This window comes from Micrococcus sp. HOU01 (genome assembly GCF_035609305.1).
Classification (GTDB): Bacteria; Actinomycetota; Actinomycetes; order Actinomycetales; family Micrococcaceae; genus Micrococcus; species Micrococcus luteus.
Genome location: NZ_CP141211.1, coordinates 1568368 through 1594525, shown reverse-complemented (window position 1 = coordinate 1594525; position 26158 = coordinate 1568368). Strand labels below are relative to the sequence as shown.

The following is a 26158-nucleotide window of genomic DNA, read 5'->3' as shown; positions in this document are numbered from 1 at the left end:
GTCCCAGTCTAGTGATCCACGCCGTGCCGGGGGCTCAGCGCGCGGGGGCCTCGCCCGGCTCTTCGCCGACGGCGATCGGCAGGCGCACGGCGTTGCCCCACTCGGTCCAGGAGCCGTCGTAGTTGCGGACGTCCTCGTGGCCGAGCAGGTACTTGAGCACGAACCAGGTGTGGGAGGACCGCTCGCCGATGCGGCAGTAGGCGATCACGTCGTCGCCCTCCTGCAGCCCGGCGCCGGCGCGATAGACCTGCTCCAGCTCGGCGCGGGACTTGAAGGTGCCGTCCTCGTTGGCCGCGGACGCCCACGGCACGGACGCCGCCGTGGGGATGTGGCCGCCGCGCAGGGTGCCCTCCTGCGGGTAGCCGGCCATGTGCGTGGTCTCGCCCGTGTACTCGGGACGGGAGCGGACGTCGATCAGCGGGGTGGTCCCGATGGCCTTGAGGACGTCCTCGCGGGCGGCGCGCTCGGTGTGGTCGTCGCGCTCGATCACCGGGTACTCGGCGCGGGCCACGGTCGGGACCTCGCGGGTGGTCTCGCGTCCCTCCGCGATCCACTTGTCACGGCCGCCGTCCATCAGGCGCAGGTCCTCATGGCCGTAGAGGGTGAACACCCACAGGGCGTAGGCGGCCCACCAGTTGGACTTGTCGCCGTAGAACACCACGGTGGTGTCCCGGGAGATCCCCTTGGAGGCGGCGAACTCGGCGAAGGCCTCGGGGCCGACGAAGTCGCGGGTGACGGGGTCGTTGAGCTCGGTGTGCCAGTCGACGCGCTGGGCGCCGGGGATGTGGCCGGTGGAGTAGAGGAGAGCGTCCTCGTTGGACTCGAGGACCACGACGTCCTCGTCGCCGACATGGTCGGCGACCCACTGCGTGGACACCAGCTTCTCGGGGTGGGCGTACTCGGAGAACTTCGCGGCGGTATCGGTCATGGCACTGCCTTCCTTCGCGTCGGGCGGGCCCGCACGGGCCCGGGGCGGGCGGCACGACGACGGCGGGTTCCGTGTCCGTGCCCTGCACGCCAGATTACGGCACATCGGTGTCACGTAAGAGGGTAGGGGCCCCTCAGTCCGGGACACGCGAGGTCACATGGGTCGGGTCCGCGGCCCGATAGCATGGCCCGGAATCCCCGTCGTCGACCCTGGGAGTGTCCCGTGGCTCAGATCGTCCACCTCGCCGACCGTTCGCCGCAGGTCACCCCGGACCAGCTGCTGGCCGGCTTCCACCCGTCGTACCGCTTCGGCACGGTGTCCTTCGACACCTACATCCCGGACCCCGCGCACCCCTCGCAGGCACAGGCCGTGGAGCGGCTGCGCCGGTTCGCGGCAGACCTCGGCCGGGGCGGCTCGGGCGGCGGGTTCCTCGGCGGCCTGTTCGGCGGGAAGAAGCGGGCGGCGGGGCCGGCCGGCATCTACCTCGACGGCGGCTTCGGTGTCGGCAAGACCCACCTGCTGGCCTCGACGTGGCACGCGGCCCCCGGGCCCAAGGCGTTCGGCACGTTCGTGGAGTACACCAACCTCGTGGGCGCCCTGTCCTTCCGCAAGGCGGTGGACGAGCTCAAGGAGTACACCCTCGTGTGCATCGACGAGTTCGAGCTCGACGACCCGGGGGACACCGTGCTGATGTCCCGCCTCATGCGCGAGCTGGCCGACGCCGGCGTGCGCCTGGTGGCGACCTCCAACACCCTGCCGGGCTCGCTCGGCGAGGGGCGCTTCGCGGCGCAGGACTTCAAGCGCGAGATCCAGGTCCTGGCCGAGCAGTTCGAGGTCATCCGCGTGGACGGCGAGGACTACCGCCACCGCGGACTGACCGCCGCGCCGGACCCGCTGCCGGACAACCAGGTGGTCGCGACGGCGGAGCAGAACTTCCCCGACGCGGGCGTGCTCGCCGTGGACGACTTCGCGGACCTCACCGCGATGCTCTCCCGCGTGCATCCCTCCCGCTACCGCGAGCTCGTCAAGGACGTGGACGTGCTCGCCCTCCACGACGTGCACACCATCACGGAGCAGGCCACGGCCCTGCGCTTCGTGGTGTTCGCGGACCGCCTGTACGACAAGGACGTGCCCGTCCTCGCCTCCGGTGTGCCCTTCGACGCCCTGTTCACGCAGGAGATGATGCACGGCGGCTACATGAAGAAGTACTTCCGCACGGTCTCCCGCATGACCGCCCTGGCCCGGGAGGGCCAGACGGGCGTGGCCGAGCACAAGTGAGCCGGCCCGGTCGCCACCCGGGGCCGGGCGGGATGTGACGTCCTGCCCGGCCCCTCGTCGCCGAGGCGGGCCTCGCCCACCCGGGCGGGTGGACGCCCCGGAACGACGAAGGGCCCCTCCGCCAGGAGGGGCCCTTCGTGTGGGAGCGGATGACGAGATTCGAACTCGCGACCTCCACCTTGGCAAGGTGGCGCTCTAGCCAACTGAGCTACATCCGCCTGAGTCGATCCTCACGGATCGTCTCCGTGCGCGATACTGGGTTCGAACCAGTGACCTCTTCCGTGTCAGGGAAGCGCGCTACCGCTGCGCCAATCGCGCTCGTCCACCTCCGAGGAGGTGGTGAACATGCCGCCACTCCCGGTCGGAGAAGGCTGCGAGGTCGGGACGGGATTCGAACCCGCGTATACGGCTTTGCAGGCCGCTGCCTCGCCTCTCGGCCACCCGACCAGGGGTGAAGGTTGAGCGAGCGGATGACGAGATTCGAACTCGCGACCTCCACCTTGGCAAGGTGGCGCTCTAGCCAACTGAGCTACATCCGCGTGTCGGTGCCGCCGGGATCCGCTCGTCCGAGCCGCTCACCTGCGTTTTCCAACGAGAAAGAACTCTAGGCCATCTCCGCCCGGATGCAAAATCGGCGTCGGCAGGCGTGTCGGGCCACCCCGTCGGGGGTCCGCGGACCCTGCCAGAATGGCTGACCATGACCCAGCCACGCCTCGCGCATCAGACCCCCCACGGGCGCATGTACGCGCGCTCCCTCTCGGGCCTGCCCGAGGTCCCGTCCATCACCACCGTGATCGGCATGGAGAAGACGGACCTGGACGGCTGGGTCGGGTGGATGGCGGCCCAGTCCGTGACCCAGGATCCGCGCCTGGCGGAATCCGTGGGCTCCGCGGCGCGCCTGAAGCAGGTGGCCCGGCAGTCCGCCGACGCCGCCGCCCGCTACCGGGACGCCGCGGCCGAGCGCGGGGACCGCGTGCACGACTACGCCGAGCAGGTGGCCCAGCGCGCCCTCGGCCGCCCCCACACCATGGCGGAGGCCCGGGCCCGGCTGATCGAGCACGGCGAGGGCGCCTACGCGGACCGCTTCGACGAGTGGTGGGACCTCTACGACGTCCGGCCGATCGCGGCCGAGATCACCGTCTGGAACCACACGGTGGGCTACGCGGGCACGCTGGACCTCGTCGCCCGGATCGGCGGCCTGCTGTGCCTGATCGACTACAAGACGAAGGGCACGGGGCGGGACGGACGGGTCAAGGCGCTCGATCCCAAGGTGGTCATGCAGCTGACCGCCGGCCTGAAGGCGGAGGAGTCCCTGGTGGACCCCGAGGCCGGCACCTGGGAAGAGTGGCGGCACGGCCAGGCCGAGATGCTGCTCGGCGTCGCCCTGGGGGAGACCGAGGTCGCCGTGCACCAGGCCAACCCCGGTGTGCTGCCCCGCCACTGGCACAAGTTCTGGGCCCTGCGCCAGGTCTGGAAGCACGCGCAGGCCGTGGACGACGCCGGCCCCGCGCTCCGCGTCATCGGCCCGCCTCCGCCGTCGGTCCCGGCGTCGGCGGCCACCGGTCTGCAGGCCGTGCGTGCCGCGGCGTTCGGCGGCGGCTCCCATGCCGCCCCGGACGTGGCGCCCGACGGGTCGTCGTCGCGCCCGGCGTCCGCCGCCGAGGGCGGCGATAGGGTGACGGCGTGACCGTCCTGCCCGTCCGCACCGTCCCCGACCCCGTCCTGCGCACCGCCGCGTCGCCCGTGCCCGCGGGCGCGGACGTGCGCGCCCTCGTGGCGGACATGATCGCGACGATGCACGCCGTCGGGGGCGTGGGCCTGGCCGCACCCCAGGTGGGCGTGGGTCTGCGCGTCTTCGTGTTCGACGTCGCCGGCGTCGCCGGGCACGTGGTCAATCCCGTGCTCGAGACCGCCGGGCAGGCGCTGCGGGAGCCGGGCGAGGGGTGTCTGTCCGTGCCCGGGCTGCGCTACCACCCGACGCGCGCCGCCGAGGCCGTCGTCCGCGGCACCGACGTCGACGGGAACCCGGTGGAGCACCAGGGGACCGGCCTGCTCGCCCGCTGCCTCCAGCACGAGACCGACCACCTCGACGGGATCCTCTACGTCGACCGCCTCGACGGCGACGAACGCCGTGAGGCCCGCCGCCGCATGCGCGCCGGCGAAGTGGACCGCGCCGCTCGCCGCATCGGGGCCGCGCGCGCGGCCGCCGTCAGCTCGGTCTTCGGCGCCCCCGCCGTCCCCGCCGCCGGAACAGGAGCCGCCCGATGACCGCCCCGACGCCCCTGCGCGTGCTCTACGCCGGCACGCCCGAGACCGCCGTGCCCGTGCTGCGCGCCCTGCTCGACTCGCCCCACGAGGTCGTCGGCGTGCTCACCCGGCCGGACGCCCCGGTCGGGCGCCGACGGGTGCTGACCCCGTCGCCGGTCGCAGTCGTGGCCGAGGAGGCCGGCCTGCCCGTGCTCAAGGCCGACCGACTCCGCGGACCCGAGGGCGCCGATGCCCTCCAGGCGATCCGCGCGCTCGAGGCGGACGTGGCCGTCGTCGTCGCCTACGGGGCGCTCGTGCCCGCCGAGGCCCTGCAGATCCCGCGCCACGGCTGGCTCAACCTGCACTTCTCCGCGCTGCCGGCCTACCGCGGCGCCGCCCCCGTCCAGCGCGCCGTGATGGCCGGGGAGACCGAGATCGCCGCCGACGTGTTCCAGCTCGAAGAGGGCCTGGACACCGGCCCCGTCTTCGCCCGGCTCACCCGCCCCGTCGCGGCCGACGAGACCGCCGGGGCCGTGCTCACCGACCTCGCCGAGCGCGGCGGCCCGCTCGTGATCGACGTGCTCGACCGCCTGGCGGACGGCACCGCGACCGCCACGCCCCAGCGCGGCGAACCCACCCACGCGCCGAAGCTCACGGCCGCAGACGGCCTGGTGGACCCCGCCCGCCCGGCGGCCGAGGTGGCCGCCCGGATCAACGGCGTCACCCCCGAGCCCGGCGCCTGGGGCTGGCTGACCGCCGACGACGGCGCCGCCCCGGCCCGTTTCAAGCTCGACGGCGTCGCCCCGGTCAGCGCCGGCGACGACGGCTGGCCCTCCGCCCTCGATGCCGCGGCTCCCGGGCAGATCCTGGTGGCCGCGAAGGCCGCCTGGCTGCGCACCGCCGGCGGGGCCGTCCGGCTCTCCCGAGTCCAGCCGGCGGGCAGGAAGCTGATGCCGGCCGCCGACTGGGCGCGCGGCGCCGCCGCCGGGGCCGCGCTGCTGGCCGGGGAGGCGCTCGCCCACCACGAAGAACAGGCCCGCCGGGAGGCCGCCGCCCGGGCCGCGGCACGCGAGGCCGCGCGGAACGCCACGGCACAGGACGAGGAGGCGCGCGCATGAGCCGCGAGAGACAGCCAGGACAGGGCCGGGGCGAGCGAGGGGCCCGCGGAGAACGCGGCCGCGCACCCCGGCCAGACCCCCAGGACCGCCGGGATGCGCAGGGGCGCACCCGCAACCGGGGTCGCTCCGGCGCCGGGCGGAAGTACTCGGCGCAGGCGCCGTCGCAGCGCTCCCGCACCGCCGACCCGGCGCGCCGCGTCGCGTTCGGGGTGGTCCGCTCCGTCCACGCCGAGGACGCGTACGCGAACCTGGTCCTCCCGGCGCGCATCCGCCAGGCCCGCCTCGACCGGCGCGACGCCGGCTTCGCCACCGAACTCGCCTACGGCACCCTGCGCGGGCTCGGCCTGTACGACGCGATCCTGACCCGCTGCGTGGACCGCCCGCTCGAGAAGATCGACCCACCCGTGCTCGACGCCCTGCGGCTCGGCGCCCACCAGCTGCTGGGCATGCGCGTGCCCGCCCACGCCGCCCTCGACGCCACCGTCTCCCTCGTGCGCGCCGAGATCGGGGCCGGCGCCTCCGGGTTCGTGAACGCGGTGCTGCGTCGGGTTGCCGAACGCCCCCTCGAGGAGTGGCTGGCCGACGTCGCCCCCGCCGACGGCGGCGACGCCGCCCTGGCCGTCCGTGCCTCGCACCCGGTGTGGATCGTCCGCGCGCTGCGCCAGGCCCTGGCCGCCCACCGCGGCACCCGCCACATCGCCGACCGCGACGCCGAGCTGGCCGCCCTGCTCGAGGCGGACAACGCCCCGCCCGTGGTCAACCTCGTCGCCCTGCCCGTGGCCGGTGGGGCCGAGGCGCTCGCCGCGGCCCTCGACGACGGCGCCGAACCCGGGCCGCTGGCCCCGGACTCCGCCCTGCACTCCGGCGGCGACGCCGGCCGCCTGCCCGGGGTGCGCGAGGGCGTGCTCCGCGTCCAGGACGCCGGCTCCCAGCTCACCGCCCGGGCCCTGGCCCAGGCACCCGTCCCCGCGGCCGAGGGGCGGGCCGAGCGCTGGCTCGACCTGTGCGCCGGCCCCGGCGGCAAGGCGGCCCTGCTGGCCGCCCTCGCCGCGGAGCGGGGTGCGACGCTCGTGGCCAACGAGGTCGCCCCGCACCGCGCCGACCTCGTCCGGCAGGCACTCGCCGCCGTGCCCGCCGACGCCTGGACCGTCCGGGTCGGGGACGGTCGCACGATCGCCGACGCCCCCGAGGCGGCCTCGACGTTCGATCGCGTCCTCGTGGACGCCCCCTGCACCGGCCTCGGTGCGCTGCGCCGTCGTCCCGAGTCGCGCTGGCGCCGCACCCCGGCCGACCTCGCCGAGCTCACCGGCCTGCAGGCCGAGCTGCTCGACGCGGCGGTCGCCGTCCTGGCCCCCGGCGGGGTGCTCGCCTACGTGACCTGCTCCCCGCACGTCGCGGAGACCGTCGTCCAGGTCCAGGACCTCGTGCGCCGCCACCCCGAGCTGGAGCTGCTCGACGCCGGCACCGCCCTCGACGCCGTCGCGCTCGACAACCTGCGCCTGGACGAGGCCGAACCCGCCGGCGGGCCGGAGCCGGGCGACGTGGTCGCCCATACGGCCCAACTCTGGCCGCACCGGCACGGCACCGACGCCATGTTCCTGGCCCTGCTGCGCGCCCCCGAGGCCTGACCGAGAGGACCCGACCATGACCGCCCGCGCCCCGCGCCTGCACCCCTCGATCCTGTCCGCGGACTTCGCCCGCCTCGCCGACGAGCTGGCCCGCATCCCCAGCGCAGACGCGGTGCACGTGGACGTCATGGACAACCACTTCGTCCCGAACCTCACCCTCGGCCTGCCCGTGGTCGAGGCGATCCGACGCGCCACGGACCTGCCGCTGGACATTCACCTGATGATCGAGGACGCCGACCGCTGGGCGCCGGGCTACGCGGAAGCGGGGGCCGAGTCCGTCACCTTCCACGCCGAGGCGTCGGCGGCGCCCGTCCGACTGGCCCGCGAGCTGCGCGCGGCCGGAGCGAAGGCCGGCATGGCGCTGCGGCCGACGACCGCGGTCGAGCCCTACCTGGACATGCTCCCGGAGCTGGACATGCTCCTGCTGATGACCGTGGAGCCCGGCTTCGGGGGGCAGGCGTTCCTCGACGTCGTGCTGCCGAAGATCCGCCGGGCCCGCCGCGCCCTCGACGGCGGGCCCGCCCCGCTGGCCCTCCAGGTCGACGGCGGCGTGAACCGGGAGACCATCGAACGCGCGGCCGAGGCCGGGGCCGACGTGTTCGTGGCCGGCTCCGCGGTGTTCGGCGCCGAGGACCCCGACGCCGCGCTCGTCGGCCTGCGCACCGCCGCCGCCCGCGCCTGCCACTGAGCCCGGCGACGCGGTCGCCCGGCCGCCGCGCCGGACGTCGTCCGGCGTCGTCCGTCGTGCGCGGCCGGCCGGGCGTGCGATACTGCTGGACAGCAACGTGCTCCGAGATGCGGTGGAAGTCCGCACCGGCGGTGACAGCCCGCTAACCGCGCGGCCCGTCCTCATCCGAGGCGGTGCCGGGCGGCCTGACCGGTGGAATTCCGGTGCCGACCGTACAGTCGGGATGGGAGAGGCACGCGGCGGAGCCGTTTCGCGCCCTGCGCGGGAGGGCTGCGGAGCGCACCCCTCGGAGTCCCGATCCGAGGAGGTGGCGTCACGGTCATGGACTGGCTGGTGGACGCGTTCAACTGGACCATCCCGGTCGCCGGCGGCGGCCTGCTCATGCGCGAGGTGCTGGGCAACGTCTTCGGCCTCGCCTCCGCCCTGGGCGGCATGGCGCGCAGGGTCTGGGCCTGGCCCGTGGGCATCCTCGGCAACCTCATCCTGCTGACGGTCTTCCTCGCCTCCCTGTTCACGGGGGCCGATCACGCCACCCTGCTCGGCCAGGCCGGCCGACAGGTCATGTTCATCGCCGTCTCCGTCTACGGCTGGGCGCGCTGGCGTCAGGCCCGCCGGGGCCACGCCGAGGACGCTCCCGCCATCACCCCGGAGTGGGCCGGCTGGCGCGGGCGCGTGTTCCTCGTGACGGCCATGGCGGTCGGCACCGTCGCCCTCACCCCCGTGTTCCGCGCCCTGGGTTCGTGGGAGCCGGTGTGGGCGGACGCCTGGACGTTCGTGGGATCGCTGCTGGCGACCTACGGCATGGCGCGCGGCTGGGTGGAGTTCTGGCTGATCTGGGTGGCCGTGGACGTCGTCGGCGTGCCCCTGCTGTGGAGCACCGGCTACTACGCCTCGGCCGTGATGTACGCCTTCTACGGCGCCTTCACCCTGATCGGCTTCTTCGTGTGGCTGCGCGCCACAGACCGGGACAAGCCCGCCGTGGAGACGCTGCTGCCGGACGGCCCCGAGGGGGACGTCGCCCGATGAGCGCCGCCGAGACCCCGTCCGCCGACCCCATGGACCTCGCCGTCCGCGCCGCGCTGCGCGGTGTGCGCGGCGCCAACCCCCTCGTCGGGGCCGTCCTGACCGACGAGGCCGGCCGCGTCCTGGCCGTCGGCCACCACCGCGGACGGGGGACTGCCCACGCCGAGGTCGACGCCCTGACCCGCTGGCGGGCCGCCCGCGCCGCGGATCCGGCCCTGGCCGCCCTCGACCCCGCCGGCCTGACGCTGCACGTCACCCTCGAGCCCTGTGACCACACCGGCAGCACCGGCCCCTGCTCGCAGGCCGTCCTGGACGCGGGGATCGGCGCACTGCGCTACGCCGTCGCGGACCCCACCGGTCACGACGGCGGCGGCGCGGCCCGCCTCGCCGCGCACGGGGTGCACGTCACCGGCCCCACCGGCGAGGCGGCCGCCCTCACGCTCACCGCCCGCTGGCGCGAGGTCCGCGACGCAGGCCGTCCGTGGGTGACCGGGCACCTCGCTCAGTCCCTCGACGGCCACGCCGCGGCCGCCGACGGCACGAGCCAGTGGATCACCGGCCCGGACTCCCGCGTCCACGCCCACGAGGTGCGCTCCCGCGTCGACGCCATCGTCGTCGGCACGGGGACCGTGCTGGCCGACGACCCCCGCCTCACCGCCCGTGACGCCGTCGGCGCCGAACTCGCGCACCAGCCCGTGCCCGTCGTCCAGGGTCACCGGCCCGTGCCCGACGGCGCCGCCCTGCGCACCCACCCGGTGGTGCTGGAGGTCCTCGACCACAACCCGCACGCCGTCCTGGCCGCGCTCGCGGCCCACCCCGGGCCCTGGCCCCACGGCCGCCGTGCCGAGCACGTGCTCATCGAGGGCGGGCCCCGCGTGCTCGGCGCGTGGCTGCGCGCCGGCCTCGTGGACGAGCTCATGGTCTACACCGCGCCCCTGCTGCTCGGCCCGGGCCGCGCCGCCGTCGCCGGCCTGGACGTCGCCACGCTGTCCGAGGGACTGCGCTGGCACCCCGACCCCGCGGAGGGCGGCCCCGTCCGTGCCCTCGGCGTCGACGTCTGGACCCACCTGAGCCCGGTGCCGGCCCCGCGCCTGCCCACCGCCCCCGCCCCGACCCGTTTCCAGGAGGACTGAGTGTTCACCGGCATCGTCACCCATCTCGGCACCGTCGTCGCCCTCGAGCACGACGCGGCCGCCGACACCGCCCTGCTGACCCTCGACGCCGGCGGCGCCCTCGACGGGCTGCCCGCCGGCGGCTCGCTCGCCGTCGACGGCGTGTGCCTCACGGCCCTCGACGAGCCCACGGAGCGCCCCGGCGTGTTCCGTGCCGACCTCATGGGCCAGACGCTGCGCATGACCAGCCTCGGCGACCGCGCCCCGGGGGACCGGGTCAACCTCGAGCGCTGCCTGCGCCCCACCGACCACCTGGACGGGCACGTGGTCCAGGGCCACGTGGACGGGACCGGCGAGGTCCTCGCGGTCACCCCGCACGGGGCCTGGACCACCCTGCGCATCGGCCTGCCCGCCCGCCTGGCCCGCTACGTCCCCGCGCAGGGGGCCATCGCCCTGCAGGGCGTCTCCCTCACCGTCACCGCCGTCTCCGACCCGGGCGCGGCCGCGCACTGGTTCGAGATCGGCATCATCCCGGCCACGCTCGAGGCCACCACCCTGGGCGCCCTGCGGCCGGGCGACCGCGTCAACCTCGAGACCGACGTGCTCGCCCGGTACGCCGAGCGTCTCGCGCTCATCCCGTCCGCCCCCGCCGCACCCACCGAGGAGGCCCGCCCGTGAGCGATCACATCCGTCTGGACCCCGTCCCCGCGGCGATCGCCGCGATCGCCGCCGGCCGGCCCGTCGTCGTCGTGGACGACGCCGACCGCGAGAACGAGGGCGACCTGATCTACGCCGCCGCCCTGGCCACCGACGAGGTCACCGCCTTCACCGTCCGCCACACCTCGGGCGTCATCTGCGCGCCCCTGCCGGCCGGCCTGGCCGACCGCCTGGCCCTGCCGCCCATGACCACCGTCAACGAGGACCCCAAGGGCACCGCCTACACCGTGAGCGTGGACGCCGCCGCCGGCGTCACCACCGGCATCTCCGCCGCCGACCGCACCCGCACCCTCCGCGTGCTCGCCGACCCCGGTGCCGCCCCCGGTGACCTGACCCGGCCCGGTCACGTGTTCCCTCTGCGCGCCGTCCCCGGCGGCGTCCGGGCCCGCCGCGGCCACACCGAGGCCGGCGTCGAGCTGTGCCGCCTGGCCGGCGTCGCGCCCGTGGCCGCCATCGCCGAGCTCGTCCACGACGACGGCACCATGATGCGCCTGCCCGCCCTGCGGGAGTTCTCCGACGAGCACGGCCTCGTGCTGATCTCCATCGAGGACCTCGTGGCCCACCTGGAGGAGACGACGCCGACCCTGACCGCCGTCCCCGCCGAGGCCACCCTGCCGACCCGGCACGGCCTGTTCCGCGTGAGCGTGCACGTGGACGCCGAGACCGGGGCCGAGCACCTGCTGCTCGTGGCGGGGGAGACCGACCCGGAGCGTCCCCTCACCGTCCGCGTGCACTCGGAGTGCCTCACCGGCGACGTGCTCGGCTCCCTGCGCTGCGACTGCGGCCCCCAGCTCGAGGACGCCCTCGCCCGCGCGGCGGCCGAGGGCGGCGCCGTCCTCTACCTCCGGGGCCACGAAGGACGCGGCATCGGCCTGGCCAACAAGATCCGCGCCTACCGGCTCCAGGAGGAGGGGATGGACACCGTCGAGGCCAACCTCGCCCTCGGTCTGCCTGCCGAGGCGCGCGACTGGGCCGGGGCCGCCGCCGTCCTCACGGCCGCCGGCCATCGGCGCATCCGCCTGGTCACCAACAACCCCGCGAAGGTCGCGGGGCTGCGGGCGGCCGGCATCGACGTCGTCGAGCGTGTCCCGGCCCCCACGCCCGTCACCGAGCACAACGTCGTCTACCTGCGCACCAAGCGGGACCGCATGGCCCACGCCCTGGCGGACCGCGTGCTCGAACCGCCGACGGCCACCGGCGGCCCCGCCACGCCGGCCGATGACCCGACCACCGACCCGACCCACCCCACCCACCAGGAGGACACCCCATGAGCGGCGCCGGAGCCCCGACCTTCACCCCTGACCCCGCCGCTGCGAGCGGCCTGAACGTGGCGATCGTCGCCGCCCAGTGGCACACGGAGATCATGGACGGGCTGATCGCCGGGGCGCAGGCCGCCGCGGCCGACCTGGGCCTGGAGCCCGTGCTTGTGCGCGTGCCCGGCACCGTCGAGCTCACCGTCGCTGCGGCGCGGCTGGCGGAGCGCTTCGACGTCGTCGTGGTCCTCGGCGTCGTGGTGCGCGGGGACACCCCGCACTTCGACTACGTGTGCCAGTCCGTGACCCAGGGCGTGACGGAGGTCTCGGTGCGCACAGGCGTTCCCGTGGGCTTCGGCGTGCTCACCGTGGACACCGAGCAGCAGGCCCGCGACCGGGCGGGCCTGCCCGGATCCCGCGAGGACAAGGGCCGCGAGGCCCTCGAGGCGGCGGTGCTCACCGAGCTCGCGCTGCGCTCGGTCACGCCACGGGACTGAGGGTGGCCGGGCGGGACTGCCTGCTGGGTCGGCTGCTCTCGACGTGGACCCTGTCCCCGGGGCCGGTGGGGTGATCACAGGCCGGTCAACCGGGCCCGTCCGGAACGACGGCAGCCCCGCGCCGTCATGGATGGGGTCGGCCGGAGGGCGCGGGGACCCGACGATAGAGGCGGAGACGAGACGCCCCCGCCCTTCGTCTCGCTCGCGGCATCCACAGCTCGTCGTCCACTGCCCCGACCGTCAGGGCGGGCCGTTGACCCCCAACGCGTTCACCGCCGCAGACGGGTGATCTATGCGGCCCGCCCCGCCTCGGACGACTGCGTCGGGGTGCACGGAGCCTGCCGCAGCGTGGCCGCGTTCAAACAGTCCATGGCCCTGCTGGGAGCTGCGCGAGACCGGGCTGCTGCTCACCCCCCTGGTGCCGGCCCGCTCCATCGTCCCCGGTGCACGTCTGGCCTGCGACTGGCTGGGCCACTATGAGAAGCGCGAACCCGTCGCCTCCGCCTACGCCGACCTGGCCGGCCTCATCTTCGAAAGGATCACCGCATGAACGAGAAGCAGCTTGAGCCCGACCTGAGTCTGCGAGCACAGCGACGCAAGCCCACCCCGGCCCCCCAGACCCCGGCTCCCGGAGCGGTGATCCCCGCAGAACCGGCAACAACCTCGGACCCGGCCGGTGGGTATGCGCCCCTGGCGCGGCGTGGGGCGCCGACCGTGGCCCTGAACGTGCGAGTGCCCGAAGCGATCCGCGACGCGGTGCGTCGAGAGGCCGCCACGAACCCGGCAACGCCCAGCCAGGCCGCGGTCATCGAAGCCCTAGTTGTAGGAGGGCATGACGTTGTTGACTCGGGTCGGTGCCAGTGAGGCCGGAGGGGCGTCTCCGCAGGAGGTATGAGGCCGATGATAGTTGTAGTGGTTCGCCCACACCTGAAGGGCCTCACGCCGAGCTTGCTCTGAGGTGTAGGGGCGGGCGTAGAGGACCTCGTCCACCATCAGCCGGTTGTAGCGTTCGACCTTCCCGTTGTGACGCGGGGTGTAGGGGCGGATCCGGTGGTGCCGGCCCCCGAGCGAGACCACCTTCCGGGTGAAGTCCACGGCCCGGTAGTTGTTGCCGTTGTCCGTGATCACCCTGTCGATCCGGATCCCGTGGGCGGCGAAGAACGCCCTCGCCCGGCAGTAGAAGCTCACGGTCGTGGCCGCCCGCTCGTCCTCCAACGCCTCGGTGTACGCCAGGCGGGTGAACCCGTCGATCGCCGAGTGCAGGTAGGTGTACCCGACCCGTCGGCCAGGCCCGCGTTTGGCCGCTCGCGCGTTCTCGGAGTCCCGGCCGTGAGCACGCCAGCCGCCCCCCTCGGGGATGCGCCCGATTTTCTTCACGTCCAGGTGCACCATGTGCCCCGGGCCGCGGGCGGTGATCTTCTGTGGTCGTTGGCGCAGGTCCTCACCCGTGGGCGCGAGGTCTGGCAACCGGGAGATGCCCAGCCGGTGCATCCACCCCCCACGGTGCGCAGGCACAGCTGGTGGCCTTCGGAGGCGAGGTGGTGATGGATGCGCCGTGCGGACCACTTGCGCTCCCGCCGCAGGGCGTGGATCTGGGCGACCAGGACCGGATCGAGCTGGGCAGGTGAACGGTGCGGCCGGCTGGGCAGGTCCTGAAGGCCGGCTTCTCCCTGGGCGCGGTAGCGGGCGACCCAGGTGGCCACCGTGGGCCGGCTCACCCGGAACTCGGCGGCCACGTGTGCCTGCGGGATGCCGTCGTGCAGGTGGCGGTGGACCATCCTGAGACGGCCGGTCGGGGTCAGGGGTGCGTTAGCGTGAGTCATGAGTGGGTCTTTTCGGGCAGGTGGGTTGTTGAGGAACTTCCATCCTGCGGGAGAGGCCCGCTCGTCTCATCTCAGCCCGTACCCCGTGGCAAGAACCTCATGACCCACAACACCTAGGGCATGTCTGACAATCGTTTGGACCATGCGATCACAGCATTCAGCACCACAGCGGCCCTGTAGATGATCGCGTACTTGTCATACCGGGTCGCCAGACCCCGCCACTGCTTCAGGTGAGCGTACTGACGCTCGATGACGTTGCGGCCCTTGTAGGCGTCCGCGTCGAGGCCAATGGGGCGCCCGCCGCGGGCACCGCGCCGTCTGCGGTGGCCCTGCTGGTCGGCCGGTTCGGGGATGACCGCTTTGATCCCACGGGCGCGTAGGTGGGTGCGGATCGCCCGGGAGGAGTACGCCTTATCGCCCAGCACCGCCGCAGGGCGGGTCCGGGGCCGCCCTACTGGCCGGGTCACGCGCAGCTGCTCCAGAAGAGGAAGCGGCATCGGGGAGTCCCCTGCCTGGCCGGGGGTGATCAGGCTGACCAGCGGCAGCCCGGTCCCATCGACGAGCTGATGGATCTTCGTGCTCAGCCCGCCACGGGAGCGCCCGATGCCGTGATCGGCCGGCTCCTCACGCGGATTCTTGTAGTTCGATCCATCCCCCTGTGTGGCGGGTGATGTTCGTCGCGTGCTGGTGGGCGCGGGCGATCGTGGAGTCCACCGAGACCGACCAATCGATCAGGCCTTCGGCGTCAGCGGCGGCGGTCAGCGTGGCCAGCACCGTGTCCCAGGTGCCTTCTTCGGCCAAGCGCCGATGCCAGGTCCACACGGTCTGCCAGGGCCCGTAGACCTCGGGCAGATCCCTCCAAGCGATTCCGCACCGGTACCGGTAGATGATCGCCTCCACCATGGTGCGGGCGTCGGCGAACGGCCTGCCGGCGCGGCCGGTCCGGGTCGGGAGCATCGGGGCGATCAACTCCCATTGGGCGTCGGAGAGCATCTGGAACCGGGACATGTCCCCAGGGTCTCAGCTGACTCGTGCATCTATTCTCAGACACGCCCTAGGTCGCGGGCGAGTACCGCCGGGTAGCTCGGGCCCTCGAGGAGTGTCATGAGGATGCGGGAGCGGGTCGGGTCGGCCATCGCCCGGCCCAGCCGGTTCATCACGTCCAGCCGCGAAGCAATAGTCAGCATGCGCTGACCATACAGAACCTGCTGACCTCTCGTGTGTGGCTCCCGCTGCTGATATCTGCATAGGTGTATGGTCGTGGCATGAGTGTGACGCCGTTGGATTCGTGTCAGGTCACCGCCGTCCATCCGGAGAAGGTGGCGCTGACCCGGGAGAGGATCCCCGACGAGCGCGAGGCCGGCAGGTTGGCCGGGCTGTTCAAGCTCCTGGGGGACCCGCGCCGTGCCCGGGCGCTGTATGCGTTGCTGGAGGCCGGCGAGCTGTGCGTGTGTGACCTGGCGGCGTCGGTCGATGTCGCGGAGGCGTCGGTGTCCCAGGTGCTGCGGGTGCTGCGTACCGCTGGGGTGGTCGAGAACCGCCGGGAGGGGCGGATGGTGTACTACCGCCTCGCTGACGGGCATGTGCGGATGCTGCTGGACGTCTCCCGTGAGCACGCCCGCCACGAGGGGCAGGGCTGATGGGGGCGGGACACAGCCATGCCCCGGCGACCGGGCGTGCCGGTGGCCGCTACCGTCGGCGGCTGGCGGGGGCGTTCGCCCTGACGGCGGGCTTCTTCCTGATCGAGCTGGTCGCGGGGCTGGTGTCGGGGTCGTTGGCGCTGCTGTCGGATGCCGGGCACATGGCTGCCGATGTGGTGGTGCTGGGTGCGGCGCTGCTGGCGACGCGCATCGCGAGCCGGCCGGACTCCACGGGGCGACGCACCTATGGCTCCTACCGGGCCGAGGTGTTCGCCTCGGCGTTGGCGGTGCTGGCGATGCTCGCGGTCGGGGTGTACGTGGTGGTCGAGGCCATCAGCCGGCTGGGCGACGCGCCGGAGGTGGCCTCCGGCGCCATGCTCGCGGTCGGCTTCGCCGGCCTGGTGATCAACATCATCTCCATGCTGCTGCTGCGCAGCGGGGCCAAGGACAGCCTGAACGTCAAGGGCGCCTACTACGAGGTGATCGCCGACGCCGCCGGGTCGGTGGGTGTCATGGTCGCCGGCGTGCTGATCATTCTCACCGGCCAGCCGATCTGGGACGTCGTGGTCGCGGCGCTCATCGCGGTCTTCGTCATCATCCGGGCGGTGGTTCTGGGCAGGCAGGTGATCGCGGTGCTGGGCCAGCACGCCCCGGAAGGGGTGGACCCGGAGGACGTCGCCGGTGACCTGGACGCGGTCGAGGGGGTGGAGGAGGTCCACGACCTGCACCTGTGGACCCTGACGTCGGGGATGAACGTGGCCACGGCCCACCTGGTCGCTGACCAGGGCGCGGACCACGGCGCCGTGCTTGCCGGCGCGCGCCGGGTGCTGCGCGACCGTTACGGTATCGCCCATGCCACCTTGCAGGTGGAGGGCGCCGGCAGCGACGGCTGTCACAACCTGAGCTGGTAGCACTCGGCACGGAAGCCCGCTCGCGAGAGCCGCACATGCTTGAGCAACGTCTTAGGAGCGCGCGATGGCCGCGAAGCACGGCAAGGGCCCCGGGCCGGACGAGGGCCAGCGGCCGGCCCGGCGCGGGGTGGTGCTCACCCTGCTGGGGATCGGTCTGGTCGCCGCGGCTTACGTGGTGACGATCGTGGTCATGGTGGTGCGGTGACGCGGCCCAAACGGACCGCGGCCTCATGGCGGCGCCGCAAGGCGGTCATCGCGTCGTCCAGTGCTGTCCTCGTCGGGTCGAGCACGTAGAGGTCGTGAAGACGTCCAGATATAGGCCTGGGACGGGAGTTCTTGCATCGACTGAACTCCCCGGTGGTTGCAGGTCCGATACGCAGGGGTGCCAGTAAGTAGGGCTGATCGGCGCCCATTTTCTTGTCTCGCGCCCCGGGGCGAGGCGGTCCCCTATCGGTGTCCCTGTGTGCGGGGCAGGTTCACGCCGCGCAGCAGGAGAGCTTGGCGATGTCGGTGGTGAAGGCCTGCGCGGTGAGCTTGAGGCCTTCGGCCATGGTCAGGTAGGGGCTCCAGAGGTTGGCGACCTGGCTGGTGGTCATGCCGGCCTCGAGCATGTAGACCCCGGCGGCGGCGAGGTCGCCGGCGTCCTGGGCCAGGGCGGTAATGCCGATGATGCGGCCGGTGTCGGCGTCGGTGACCATCTTGATGAACCCGCGGGTGTCGCGGTTGACGATCGCGCGTGGGACGTGCGCGAGTGACAGGACACGGCTGTCGTAGCGGATCCCGGCAGCGGAGGCCTGCCGTTCGGTCATCCCGACGGCGGCCAGGGCGGGGCTGGTGAACATGACCCGGGGCAGGTGGCGGTAGTCGACCTCGAGGCCGGCGCCGGTGAGGGCGTTGTCGGCGACGAGGGCGCCGTGGGCCGCGGCGACGTACACGAACTGACGGTGGGCGGTGACGTCACCGGCAGCCCAGACGCGCGGGTTGGTGCTGCGCAGATGGCTGTCGACGACCACCTCGCCGTGGTCGCCGGTGCGCACGTCGACGGTGTCGAGACCGAGCGTGGCGGTGACCGGGCGGCGCCCGGTGGCGACGAGTACCTCGGCCGCCCGGAGTTCCTGTGAGCCGTCAGTGGTGGTGGCAGTGACCGTGACCTCGCCGGTGGCCGGGTCGCGGCGGACCGCGCTGGGCACCGCGCCGCGGATGATCTGGATGCCTTCGTCCGTGAAGATCTCATCCAGGGCGGTGGACGCCTCGGGTTCTTCCTGGGACGCCAGCCGTGAGCGGACCAGCATGGTGACCCGGACGCCGAGCCGAGCGAAGAGCTGGGCCTGCTCCATCGCGACGTAGCCGCCGCCGATGACCAGCAGCGACTCCGGGACGTGGTCCAGTTCCATCGCGGTGGTCGAGGTCAGGTAACCGGCCTCCTGCAGGCCGGGGACCGGCGGCGCCCAGGGCCTGGAGCCGGTGGCGATGAGGTAGTGCGCGGCCCGGACCGTCTCCACCGTGCCGTCAGGGCCGGTGACGCGCAGTGCCGGCTCGCTGGGTGTGCCGACGAACGTGGCGTCCCCGGGGTGGAGATCCCATCCGTACTCGGTGGCCAGGTCCAGGTACTTCTCGCCACGCAGTGACCCGACGAGCCGATCCTTGCCGGCGATCAAGGCGGGCATGTCGACCGGCCGGACTTCGGGGAGCGGCAGGCCGGGGAACCGGGAGGCGTCGAGTGTGACGTGGCGGGCCTCGGCGGTCGCGAGCAAGGCCTTGGAGGGCACGCACCCGGTGTTCACGCAGGTACCGCCGACGGTGCCACGCTCGATCATCACCACCCGTCTGCCGAGGTTGGTGGCGCGGATCGCGGCCGCGAACGCCGCCCCACCGAACCCGATCATTGCCAGGTCATACGACCTGCTGTTAGCCGTTGCCGTCATGAACTCCTCCTTCATCGCCCTCAGGATCGACCTTCCAGTGCACTGGAAGGTCAAGGGGGAGAATGAGTGGCATGCGGATCGGTGAGGTGGCTCGGGCGTCGGGCACGACGAGCAAGACCCTGCGGTACTACGAGGAGGTCGGGCTGCTACCCGCCGCGGACCGCACCCCGGCGGGCTACCGGGACTACGGCGCCGAGGTGCTCGACCGGCTGGACTTCATCCGCCGGGGGCAAGCGGCCGGGCTGACCCTGGCCCAGATCGGTCAGGTGCTGGACATCCGCGACCGGGGGCAGGCCCCCTGCCGGCACGTCACCGACCTGCTCGACACCCGCCTTGATGTGATCGACCGGCAACTCGCCGAGCTCGCGCAGCTACGCACCACGATCGCCGACCTGCGCGAGGACGCCGCCGCCGGCGACCCGGCCACGTGCTCCCCGGAGGATGTCTGCCGCTACCTGTGACACCGAAGTTCACGGGCCCGTGGCAGCGCATGGCGGCCCACTCTGTTGCGTTGGGGTGTTAGACCTTTCGCAACGGTTCTGTTGCGCGGGGTGCACCCTATCGCGACGCCTATTCCTCCGGCCTGCCGTCGGCCGCTGTCCCGGTGAAGGATCGGCTTGCGGAACGTGAGCCTCACTCGCAGCGCCCTCTTGCCCGCGTGCTTGGAGGCCGCCACTGAGCTCCGACAGAACCCCGCCATATAGCGGCGCAAGCCACACATGACACCGGGCGGCACACCGAGCAGCCGCCACAAACGACCGATTTAGCCGTTACACGCCCGTGAGTCGGAGCATGACTGAGCCCATTGAGGCCGGAATGGGGGGCGAGGCCACTGTGCCGATTCTGATTCTTTGTCCACACCACCGCGGGGGCCGTTTCAGCGGCCCCCGCGGTGGTGTTGCCGAGGTGTGGACTCAAGCCGCGCGGGGCAACACTCCGCGCAAGACGTCGGTGAGGGTGACGACCCCAGTGAACCGGTTGTCCTGGGTTACTGCGGCCAGCTGGCGGCTGTTGCGGCGCATGGAGGCAAGTGCTTCGTGCAACGGTGTGGTGGAGGGCAGCGTCAGAGCCTGCTGGATAAGCGGCTGGATTGGCGCAGAAGGCTCCATCGTGAGGGTGTCCCGCACGTGGACGACGCCCGGAACGCTCTCAGGGGTATGGTCCGGCTGGACCAGGATACGCAAGTGCCCTGAGCACGCAGCGGCATTCTGGACCGCCTCGACGTCGGCGTCGGGGGCGACCTTGACCGGGTGCTGACCCTGGGGGAGGAGGTCCCCGAGAGTGAGGGTCTGAAGGTCCAGGGCACCGGCCAAGGCTTCATGGTTCTGCCGGTCCAGGGTGCCGGCGGCGGCGGAGTGCTCAACCAGCTGACGAATGGCCGCTGCGTCGTAGCCGCCCACGGCGGCTTGGTCCACGGGGGTGACGCCGCTGAGGGTCACCAGGCGGTTGGCCAGCCGGTTGGCCAGCAGCAGCAGGGGGCGAACGGTCCAGACGAAGGCGCGTGCGGGCACGGCCACGGCTTTGGCTGCGGTCTCGGGGTGGGCAATGGCCCAGGACTTGGGGGCCATCTCCCCGATGACCAGGTGAAGGAAGGTCACGGCCAGCAAGGACAGGACGAAGGAGGCGGTTCCGGCTGCCGCTGCGGGGATGCCCCAGTCCTCCAGGACGGGGCCGAGCCATGCGTCGACGGCCGGCTTGGTGATCGCCCCCAGGGCGAAGGTGCACAAGGTGATGCCCAACTGGGCTGCGGCGAGCATGAGGGTCAGCTCGTCGACTCCCTTGAGAGCGGCCCGCGCGGCGCGGCTGCGTCCTGCCTCGGCCTCTAGCCGGTGCCGGCGGGCGCCCAGCAGGGAGAACTCCATGATGACGAAGATCGCGCTGAGCACGATCAGCGCTGTGGTCACGAGCATGACGATCAGTGGACCGTGCATCATCGCTCCTCGTCCGTGGTGGCGTCGGGCTGGGCCTCGTGGGCGGCATGGCTGCCGGCGGTGTCAGAGCGGGGCACCTCGATGAGGTGGATCCGCAGTCGAGCCGGGACCCTGCGTTGGATGGAGAGGACCTCGACCTGCAGGTGGCGGTCGTAGACCTCCTCAGCCCCGAAGTCTCGTGGGTCCTCGGGCAGGTCGATCGTGATGACCTCGCCTTCCCGGGGCAGACGGCCCAGAGCGTCGATGGTCAGACCGGCGGCGGACTCGGCCTCGGTCACGGGCAGGGGGTGCCCGACGAGGCGCTCGAGCTCGTCCAGGTGGGCCTCTGCGCTCAGGACCCAGGAGTGCAGGCCTGTGGCGGTGATCTCCTCCTGGGGGTGCAGGTCGTGCTCGTCCGTGAGCTCGCCCACGAGCTCCTCCGCGAGGTCTTCCACTGTGAGCACGCCGACGAAGCCGCCGAACTCGTCCACGATGCACGCCATCTGCTGCCCTGAGCCGTCGAGCTCCCGGGCTGCGTCGGGCAGGGACATCATCGTGGGCAGCACCAGTGCAGGGCGCATCAGGGCGGACACGGGGGTGTCCGGGGCCATCCGGGTCTCACCGAGCAGGTCGGTGAGGTGGACTACCCCGAGCGGTTCGTGTTCGTTCGAGATCACCGGGTAGCGGGTGTGGCCGGTGGCCATCAGGTCGCGCACCTGAGCCAGGGAGGTCTGGGGCTGAACCTCGTCCACACGCGAGCGGGGCACCATCGCGTGCTGCACGTCCTGGTCTGGGAAGTCCAGCACCCGGTCGATCAGGACGGAGACCTCCGCGGGCAAGGATCCGGAAGCTCTGGAGTCCAGGGCAATGCGGTCCAGGTCCTCGGCGGAGGCGGTGCTGTCGACGTCGTGCACTGGCTCGATGCGCAGGAGCTTGAGCAGCACCTCGGCCGCCTTGTCGAAGACCCAGATGAGCCAGCCGAACAGGCCGAGGTAGATCTGTGTGGGCCGGGCCAGAGCGCGGGCCAGGGGCTCGGGGTTGGCGATGGCCAAATTCTTGGGGTACAGCTCGCCGATGATCATCTGCACCAGGGTGGCCACCACCAGTACGCCCAGCGTGGAGATGGCGATGACCACTTCAGAAGGCAGTGCGGTGCCGCCGAGCAACTCGGTCAGGGCCGCACCCACCATCGGCTCTGCCACGTAGCCCACCATGAGGCCTGTGACCGTGATCCCCAGCTGCGCGCCGGAGAGCATGAAGGAGGTGCGGCGAGTGACCTGCAGTGCGCGGGCGGCGGCGCGGTCGCCGGCCTTGGCGGCGGTCTGCAGGCGGACGCGGTCTACAGACATGTACGCGAATTCCTGGGCCACGAAGAAGCCGTTGGCGGCGATGATCGCCAGGATGATGAGGGATCCGAGGATCAGTGTCAGGACTGGATCCATGCCTGAGTCACCTCCCCACGAGGTGCAGGCGACCCCGCCAGCTGCGGGGTGGGGTGGGGGTGACGCTCGGACTGTCACCAGGGCAGGCGGCTGGGCCGTCGCTCATGTATTCAGGGGCTCCATAAGGGGTCGAATGAATAATGGCGGTACGCTACCACCGGTAATCGGTCTCAGGGCAAGATGGGGGTGTGGCCTCGCAGCCGGCATCCCGCCTCTGCCCGCCACGATGTCCCATCGGGTGTACCCGTGCGAGGCAATCGAAGGCGATTGCTGAGATGGGTATCTCAACGGCCGAGATGGCGCACAGGTTCGATGTCAGCCAGAAGATACCTTACCTGGCTTTTAATTAATCCTCGGGCGCATAGACTTAAAGTTGCATGAGAAATGTCCGCCAAATCTACTCGGCGTTTATCAAATGTTATTGACTCACATCGCCTGAATAGTTTGCCCGCTTGGTCAGGCCCATCGACCACTGGGGTATGCCGACGACCCGCGGTGGTGTGGATCTCCATCCGAGCGTTTCCATCCGTTGTTGATTCGGACGCTTTTCGAGGAAGCCGCGCGATCGGTCGTCAACCACTTGACCAGACCTTGGTTCATCCCATCATCCTCACTTGGGAAAATCGCAGAAATTGAAGAGAGGGTAATTTATTCTGCGTAAAAAGCGACATGGATTGTTGATGCAGCGGGGGGCTTTTCAGAACTCCGACAGTGATGTGGGCGTCTCGGCCTGCAAGACGGTTCCCCTGGAATCTGACTCTCGTGGAAGAAGGATGCATCCAGGTGCAGCGCGTGGCGAAGACCCCGCCGTCCCGTCCGTCACAATGACCGACTGCGGTCCGGGCTGGACTGGTCGGGTCGCTAGGTGTAGGAGGTCATGACGTTGTTGACTCGGGCCGGGGCCAACGAGGCCGGCGGGGCGTTCCCGCAGGAGGTATGAGGCCGATGGTAGTTGTAGTGGTTCACCCACACGGCCAGCGCCTCACGCCGAGCTGTCTCTGAGGTATACGGGCGGGCGTAGAGGACCTCATCGACCATCAGCCGGTTGTACCGTTCGACCTTCCCGTTATGGCGCGGGGTGTAGGGGCGGATCCGGTGGTGCCGGCCCCCGAGCGAGACCACCTTGGCGGTGAAGTCCGCAGCCCGATAGTTGTTCCCGTTGTCCGTGATCACCCGGTCCACGGTGATGCCGTGGGCGGCGAAGAACGCCCGCGCCCGGCAGTAGAAGCTCACGGTCGTGGCCGCCCGCTCGTCCTCCAACGCCTCGGTGTAGGCCAGGCGGGTGTACCCGTCGATCGCCGAGTGCAGGTAGGTGTAGCCGACCCGTCGGCCAGGCCCGCGTTTGGCTGCTCGCGCGTTCTCGGAGTCCCGTCCGTGAGCACGCCAGCCTCCCCCCTCGGGGATGCGTCCGATTTTCTTCACGTCCAGGTGCACCATGTGCCCCGGGCCGCGGGCGGTGATCTTCTGTGGTCGTTGGCGCAGGTCCTCACCCGTGGGCGCGAGGTCTCGCAACCGGGAGATGCCCAGCCGGTGCATCCACCTCCCCACGGTGCGCAAGCACAGCTGGTGGCCTTCGGAGACGAGGTGGTGATGGATGCGCCGGGCGGACCACTTCTCGGCCCGGCGCAGGGCCTCCAGCTCGGCCACGATCGCGGGGTCGAGCCGGGCAGGTGAGCGATGGGGCCGGCTCGACCGGTCTTGCAGTCCTGCCTCGCCTTCGGCGCGGTAGCGGGCGACCCAGGTGGCCACCGTGGGCCGACTGACGCGGAACTCGGCGGCCACGTGTGCCTGCGGGATCCCGTCGTGCAGGTGGCGGTGGACCATCCTGAGACGGCCGGTGGGGGTCAGGGGTGCGTTAGCGTGAGTCATGAGTGGGTCTTTTCGGGCAGGTGGGTGGTGTAGGAACTTCCATCCTGCGGCAGGGGCCCGCTCGTCTCATCTCAGCCCGTACCCCGTGGCAAGAACCTCATGACCCACAACAGCTAGGGTGGTCCCGTGAAGACCTTCGACGAGCTGTACGCGGAACTGACGCGCAAGGTGCAGGAGCGCCCCGAGGGCTCCGGCACCGTGGCCCAGATCGACGCCGGCGTCCATGCGATCGGCAAGAAGGTCGTCGAGGAGGCGGCCGAGGTCTGGATGGCGGCCGAGTACGAGTCGGATGAGGCCGCCGCCGAGGAGATCTCGCAGCTGCTGTACCACGTGCAGACCATGATGATCGCCCGCGGCATCAGCCTCGAGGACGTCTACCGCCACCTCTGAGGCCGCCGGCCCCGTTCCCCGCCCGCCCCACCGCACCCCGAGGAGACCGACGCGTGCTGCGCATCGCCGTGCCCAACAAGGGCGCCCTGTCCGAGTCCGCCCGTGAGATCCTGCAGGAGGCCGGCTACCGGCAACGCCGGGACTCCCGCGAGCTCGTCCTCGTGGACCCCGAGAACAACGTCGAGTTCTTCTACCTGCGTCCCCGGGACATCGCCGTCTACGTCGGCCAGGGCACCCTCGACGTCGGCCTGACCGGCCGCGACCTGTTCTGCGACGCGCAGGTGGGGGACACCGCCGAGGAGATCATGGGGCTCGGCTTCGGCCGCTCCGTGTTCCGTCTCGCCGCCCCCGTCGGCTCCTTCACCTCCGCCGAGCAGCTCGCCGGCAAGCGCATCGCCACGAGCTACGACGGCCTGCTCTCCGACTACCTGGCCCGCACCGGCCTGGACGCCACGGTGGTGCACCTCGACGGCGCCGTGGAGTCCTCCGTCAAGCTCGGCGTGGCGGACGCGATCGCCGACGTCGTGGAGACCGGCAGCACCCTGCGCGCCGCCGGCATGGAGGTCTTCGGCGAGCCCATCCTCGACTCGGAGGCCGTGCTGATCGGCCGCGCGGGGGAGCGCCCCGAGGGCCTCGACGTGCTGCTGCGCCGCCTCAAGGGCGTGCTCGTGGCCCGCCGGTGGGTCATGATCGACTACGACATCCGCCGTGACCTGCTGGAGGCGGCCACCGCGGTCACCCCGGGGCTGGAGTCACCGACGGTCTCCCCGCTGCGGGACGAGACGATGGTCGCCGTGCGCTCCATGGTCCGCAAGCCGGACGCCAACCGCGTCATGGACGAGCTGTACGCCCTGGGCGCCCGCGGCATCCTGATCTCCGCGATCCACGCGATCCGCCTCTGACGGCCCGCGCCGTCCCGCCCGAGCCCCCCGAGACGAAGGAGCCGACGTGAGCCTCGCCGTGCGTGTCATCCCCTGCCTGGACGTGGACGCCGGGCGCGTGGTCAAGGGCGTGAACTTCGAGAACCTGCGCGACGCGGGCGACCCGGTCGAGCTCGCCCGCCGCTACAACGCCGCCGGCGCCGACGAGATCACGTTCCTCGACGTCACCGCCTCCACCTCGGACCGCGCCACGACCTACGACGTCGTGACCCGCACGGCCGAGGAGGTCTTCATCCCGCTGACCGTGGGCGGCGGCGTGCGCACCGTCGAGGACGTGGACCGCCTGCTGCGCACGGGGGCGGACAAGGTCTCCGTCAACACGGCGGCCGTGGCCCGGCCCGAGGTGATCACGGAGATCACCCGCCGCTTCGGGTCCCAGGTCCTCGTGCTCTCCCTCGACGCCCGGCGCACGGAGGACCCGGGCTGCGCCTCCGGCTATGAGGTCACCACCCACGGCGGCCGCCAGGGCACCGGCATCGACGCCGTCGCCTGGTGCCGGGAGGCCTCCGAGCGCGGGGTGGGGGAGATCCTGCTCAACTCGATCGACGCGGACGGCACCCGCGAGGGCTTCGACCTGGAGATGATCCGGGACGTGCGCGCCGTGACGCGCGTGCCGCTGATCGCCTCCGGCGGCGCCGGCGAGCCCGAGCACTTCCCGCCCGCCGTCGCGGCCGGTGCGGACGCGGTGCTCGCCGCCTCCCTGTTCCACTTCGGCCCGGACGACATGCTCGCCCGCGTCAAGGAAGCCCTGCGGCAGGCGGGGCACACCGTCCGCTGACCCCGTCGGCCACGCCCATCTCCGGCTCCCTAGACTGGAC

Annotated in this window: 25 protein-coding genes, 4 tRNA genes and 2 pseudogenes; 19 read left to right on the top strand and 12 right to left on the bottom strand. The window is 72.1% G+C overall.

What is annotated here, in order from left to right; translation table 11 throughout:
• Positions 1 to 34 precede the first annotated feature (34 nt).
• On the bottom strand, positions 35 to 928 hold the full coding sequence (locus SOY78_RS07285; protein WP_036313219.1) for a sulfurtransferase: 894 nt from the start codon (positions 926 to 928) through the stop codon (positions 35 to 37).
• A 222-nt stretch (positions 929 to 1150) separates the two neighbouring features.
• On the opposite strand from SOY78_RS07285, the gene zapE reads away from it, so the two are divergent.
• Positions 1151 to 2206, top strand: a complete 1056-nt coding sequence (zapE, locus tag SOY78_RS07280) for a cell division protein ZapE (protein ID WP_324701361.1) — start codon at positions 1151 to 1153, stop codon at positions 2204 to 2206.
• 144 nt (positions 2207 to 2350) lie between these two features.
• Here zapE and SOY78_RS07275 read toward each other — a convergent pair.
• The 4 genes from SOY78_RS07275 to SOY78_RS07260 form a co-directional block, all read right to left on the bottom strand.
• Positions 2351 to 2424, bottom strand: a tRNA-Gly gene (locus SOY78_RS07275).
• 28 nt (positions 2425 to 2452) lie between these two features.
• Positions 2453 to 2524: transfer RNA gene (locus SOY78_RS07270), tRNA-Val, on the bottom strand.
• Between the two features lie 58 nt (positions 2525 to 2582).
• Positions 2583 to 2653 (bottom strand) — tRNA-Cys (locus tag SOY78_RS07265).
• 18 nt (positions 2654 to 2671) lie between these two features.
• Positions 2672 to 2745: transfer RNA gene (locus SOY78_RS07260), tRNA-Gly, on the bottom strand.
• 158 nt (positions 2746 to 2903) lie between these two features.
• On the opposite strand from SOY78_RS07260, the gene SOY78_RS07255 reads away from it, so the two are divergent.
• The 11 genes from SOY78_RS07255 (at position 2904) to SOY78_RS07205 (ending at position 13039) form a co-directional block, all read left to right on the top strand.
• Positions 2904 to 3893, top strand: a complete 990-nt coding sequence (locus tag SOY78_RS07255; RefSeq protein WP_282963515.1) for a cytochrome — start codon at positions 2904 to 2906, stop codon at positions 3891 to 3893.
• Positions 3890 to 4474, top strand: coding sequence for a peptide deformylase (def, locus tag SOY78_RS07250; protein ID WP_282963516.1), 585 nt, complete (start codon positions 3890 to 3892; stop codon positions 4472 to 4474). The genes SOY78_RS07255 and def overlap by 4 nt, the downstream gene beginning before the upstream one ends.
• A complete protein-coding gene (locus SOY78_RS07245) occupies positions 4471 to 5571 on the top strand; it encodes a methionyl-tRNA formyltransferase (protein ID WP_282963517.1) in 1101 nt (366 codons plus the stop codon). Before def ends, SOY78_RS07245 begins: the two co-directional genes overlap by 4 nt.
• Positions 5568 to 7199 (top strand): RsmB/NOP family class I SAM-dependent RNA methyltransferase, encoded by a 1632-nt coding sequence (locus SOY78_RS07240; RefSeq protein ID WP_324701360.1) that lies wholly within the window; start codon positions 5568 to 5570, stop codon positions 7197 to 7199. Before SOY78_RS07245 ends, SOY78_RS07240 begins: the two co-directional genes overlap by 4 nt.
• A 16-nt stretch (positions 7200 to 7215) precedes the next feature.
• Positions 7216 to 7887: a ribulose-phosphate 3-epimerase gene (gene rpe, locus SOY78_RS07235; RefSeq protein WP_170747838.1), complete on the top strand. Its 672-nt coding sequence runs from the start codon at positions 7216 to 7218 to the stop codon at positions 7885 to 7887.
• Between the two features lie 321 nt (positions 7888 to 8208).
• Positions 8209 to 8913, top strand: coding sequence for a nicotinamide riboside transporter PnuC (gene pnuC, locus SOY78_RS07230; RefSeq protein ID WP_004167571.1), 705 nt, complete (start codon positions 8209 to 8211; stop codon positions 8911 to 8913).
• Complete coding sequence (ribD, locus tag SOY78_RS07225) at positions 8910 to 10043, top strand: bifunctional diaminohydroxyphosphoribosylaminopyrimidine deaminase/5-amino-6-(5-phosphoribosylamino)uracil reductase RibD (RefSeq protein WP_324701359.1); 1134 nt, start codon at positions 8910 to 8912, stop codon at positions 10041 to 10043. The genes pnuC and ribD overlap by 4 nt, the downstream gene beginning before the upstream one ends.
• Complete coding sequence (locus tag SOY78_RS07220) at positions 10044 to 10700, top strand: riboflavin synthase (RefSeq protein WP_020624534.1); 657 nt, start codon at positions 10044 to 10046, stop codon at positions 10698 to 10700.
• Positions 10697 to 12010, top strand: a complete 1314-nt coding sequence (gene ribB, locus SOY78_RS07215; RefSeq protein WP_282963520.1) for a 3,4-dihydroxy-2-butanone-4-phosphate synthase — start codon at positions 10697 to 10699, stop codon at positions 12008 to 12010. The genes SOY78_RS07220 and ribB overlap by 4 nt, the downstream gene beginning before the upstream one ends.
• Complete coding sequence (ribH, locus tag SOY78_RS07210) at positions 12007 to 12489, top strand: 6,7-dimethyl-8-ribityllumazine synthase (RefSeq protein ID WP_020624532.1); 483 nt, start codon at positions 12007 to 12009, stop codon at positions 12487 to 12489. The genes ribB and ribH overlap by 4 nt, the downstream gene beginning before the upstream one ends.
• A 418-nt stretch (positions 12490 to 12907) precedes the next feature.
• Positions 12908 to 13039, top strand: a complete 132-nt coding sequence (locus SOY78_RS07205; protein WP_020624531.1) for a hypothetical protein — start codon at positions 12908 to 12910, stop codon at positions 13037 to 13039.
• Positions 13040 to 13305: 266 nt separating this feature from the next.
• Here SOY78_RS07205 and SOY78_RS07200 read toward each other — a convergent pair.
• The 3 genes and pseudogenes from SOY78_RS07200 to SOY78_RS07190 form a co-directional block, all read right to left on the bottom strand.
• A pseudogene (locus tag SOY78_RS07200) lies at positions 13306 to 14312 on the bottom strand (IS481 family transposase).
• A gap of 113 nt (positions 14313 to 14425) precedes the next feature.
• Positions 14426 to 15320 (bottom strand): IS5 family transposase gene (locus tag SOY78_RS07195; RefSeq protein ID WP_324701358.1). Its coding sequence is split into 2 segments (ribosomal slippage): positions 14426 to 14962 and positions 14964 to 15320, totalling 894 coding nucleotides; the frame shifts between segments, so codons are not numbered across the junction.
• A gap of 44 nt (positions 15321 to 15364) precedes the next feature.
• Positions 15365 to 15499 (bottom strand): annotated as a pseudogene (locus tag SOY78_RS07190) (ArsR family transcriptional regulator); the annotation flags it as partial.
• Between the two features lie 78 nt (positions 15500 to 15577).
• Here SOY78_RS07190 and SOY78_RS07185 point away from each other — a divergent pair.
• The 3 genes from SOY78_RS07185 to SOY78_RS07175 all read left to right on the top strand — a co-directional run bounded on the left by SOY78_RS07185 (position 15578) and on the right by SOY78_RS07175 (position 17068).
• Positions 15578 to 15952 carry an ArsR/SmtB family transcription factor gene (locus SOY78_RS07185; RefSeq protein ID WP_044659923.1) on the top strand — a complete coding sequence of 125 codons (375 nt, stop codon included), beginning with the start codon at positions 15578 to 15580 and terminating at the stop codon, positions 15950 to 15952.
• Positions 15952 to 16863 (top strand): cation diffusion facilitator family transporter, encoded by a 912-nt coding sequence (locus SOY78_RS07180; protein WP_324701357.1) that lies wholly within the window; start codon positions 15952 to 15954, stop codon positions 16861 to 16863. Before SOY78_RS07185 ends, SOY78_RS07180 begins: the two co-directional genes overlap by 1 nt.
• 64 nt (positions 16864 to 16927) lie before the next feature.
• On the top strand, positions 16928 to 17068 hold the full coding sequence (locus tag SOY78_RS07175; RefSeq protein ID WP_165381393.1) for a hypothetical protein: 141 nt from the start codon (positions 16928 to 16930) through the stop codon (positions 17066 to 17068).
• A gap of 271 nt (positions 17069 to 17339) precedes the next feature.
• Here SOY78_RS07175 and merA read toward each other — a convergent pair whose 3' ends face one another.
• On the bottom strand, positions 17340 to 18803 hold the full coding sequence (gene merA / locus SOY78_RS07170; protein ID WP_271437660.1) for a mercury(II) reductase: 1464 nt from the start codon (positions 18801 to 18803) through the stop codon (positions 17340 to 17342).
• A 56-nt stretch (positions 18804 to 18859) separates the two neighbouring features.
• Between merA and SOY78_RS07165 the strand changes: the two genes are divergently transcribed.
• Entirely contained in the window at positions 18860 to 19249 is a 390-nt protein-coding gene (locus SOY78_RS07165) for a heavy metal-responsive transcriptional regulator (protein ID WP_036382791.1), read from the top strand.
• Positions 19250 to 19702: 453 nt separating this feature from the next.
• On the opposite strand, the gene SOY78_RS07160 is transcribed toward SOY78_RS07165, so the two are convergent.
• From SOY78_RS07160 to SOY78_RS07150, 3 genes are all read right to left on the bottom strand, one after another.
• Positions 19703 to 20719, bottom strand: a complete 1017-nt coding sequence (locus SOY78_RS07160) for a CNNM domain-containing protein (RefSeq protein WP_036337237.1) — start codon at positions 20717 to 20719, stop codon at positions 19703 to 19705.
• Positions 20719 to 22140: a hemolysin family protein gene (locus SOY78_RS07155; RefSeq protein ID WP_036337238.1), complete on the bottom strand. Its 1422-nt coding sequence runs from the start codon at positions 22138 to 22140 to the stop codon at positions 20719 to 20721. Before SOY78_RS07155 ends, SOY78_RS07160 begins: the two co-directional genes overlap by 1 nt.
• Before the next feature lie 861 nt (positions 22141 to 23001).
• Entirely contained in the window at positions 23002 to 24009 is a 1008-nt protein-coding gene (locus SOY78_RS07150) for an IS481 family transposase (RefSeq protein ID WP_203552523.1), read from the bottom strand.
• Between the two features lie 126 nt (positions 24010 to 24135).
• Here SOY78_RS07150 and SOY78_RS07145 point away from each other — a divergent pair, with 126 nt between their 5' ends.
• The 3 genes from SOY78_RS07145 to hisF are packed head-to-tail and all read left to right on the top strand — an operon-like array spanning position 24136 to position 26118.
• Positions 24136 to 24399, top strand: coding sequence for a phosphoribosyl-ATP diphosphatase (locus SOY78_RS07145; protein WP_010078767.1), 264 nt, complete (start codon positions 24136 to 24138; stop codon positions 24397 to 24399).
• 53 nt (positions 24400 to 24452) lie between these two features.
• Positions 24453 to 25301, top strand: coding sequence for an ATP phosphoribosyltransferase (gene hisG / locus SOY78_RS07140; protein WP_141842737.1), 849 nt, complete (start codon positions 24453 to 24455; stop codon positions 25299 to 25301).
• 46 nt (positions 25302 to 25347) lie between these two features.
• Positions 25348 to 26118, top strand: a complete 771-nt coding sequence (gene hisF, locus SOY78_RS07135; protein ID WP_141842739.1) for an imidazole glycerol phosphate synthase subunit HisF — start codon at positions 25348 to 25350, stop codon at positions 26116 to 26118.
• Positions 26119 to 26158: the final 40 nt, after the last annotated feature.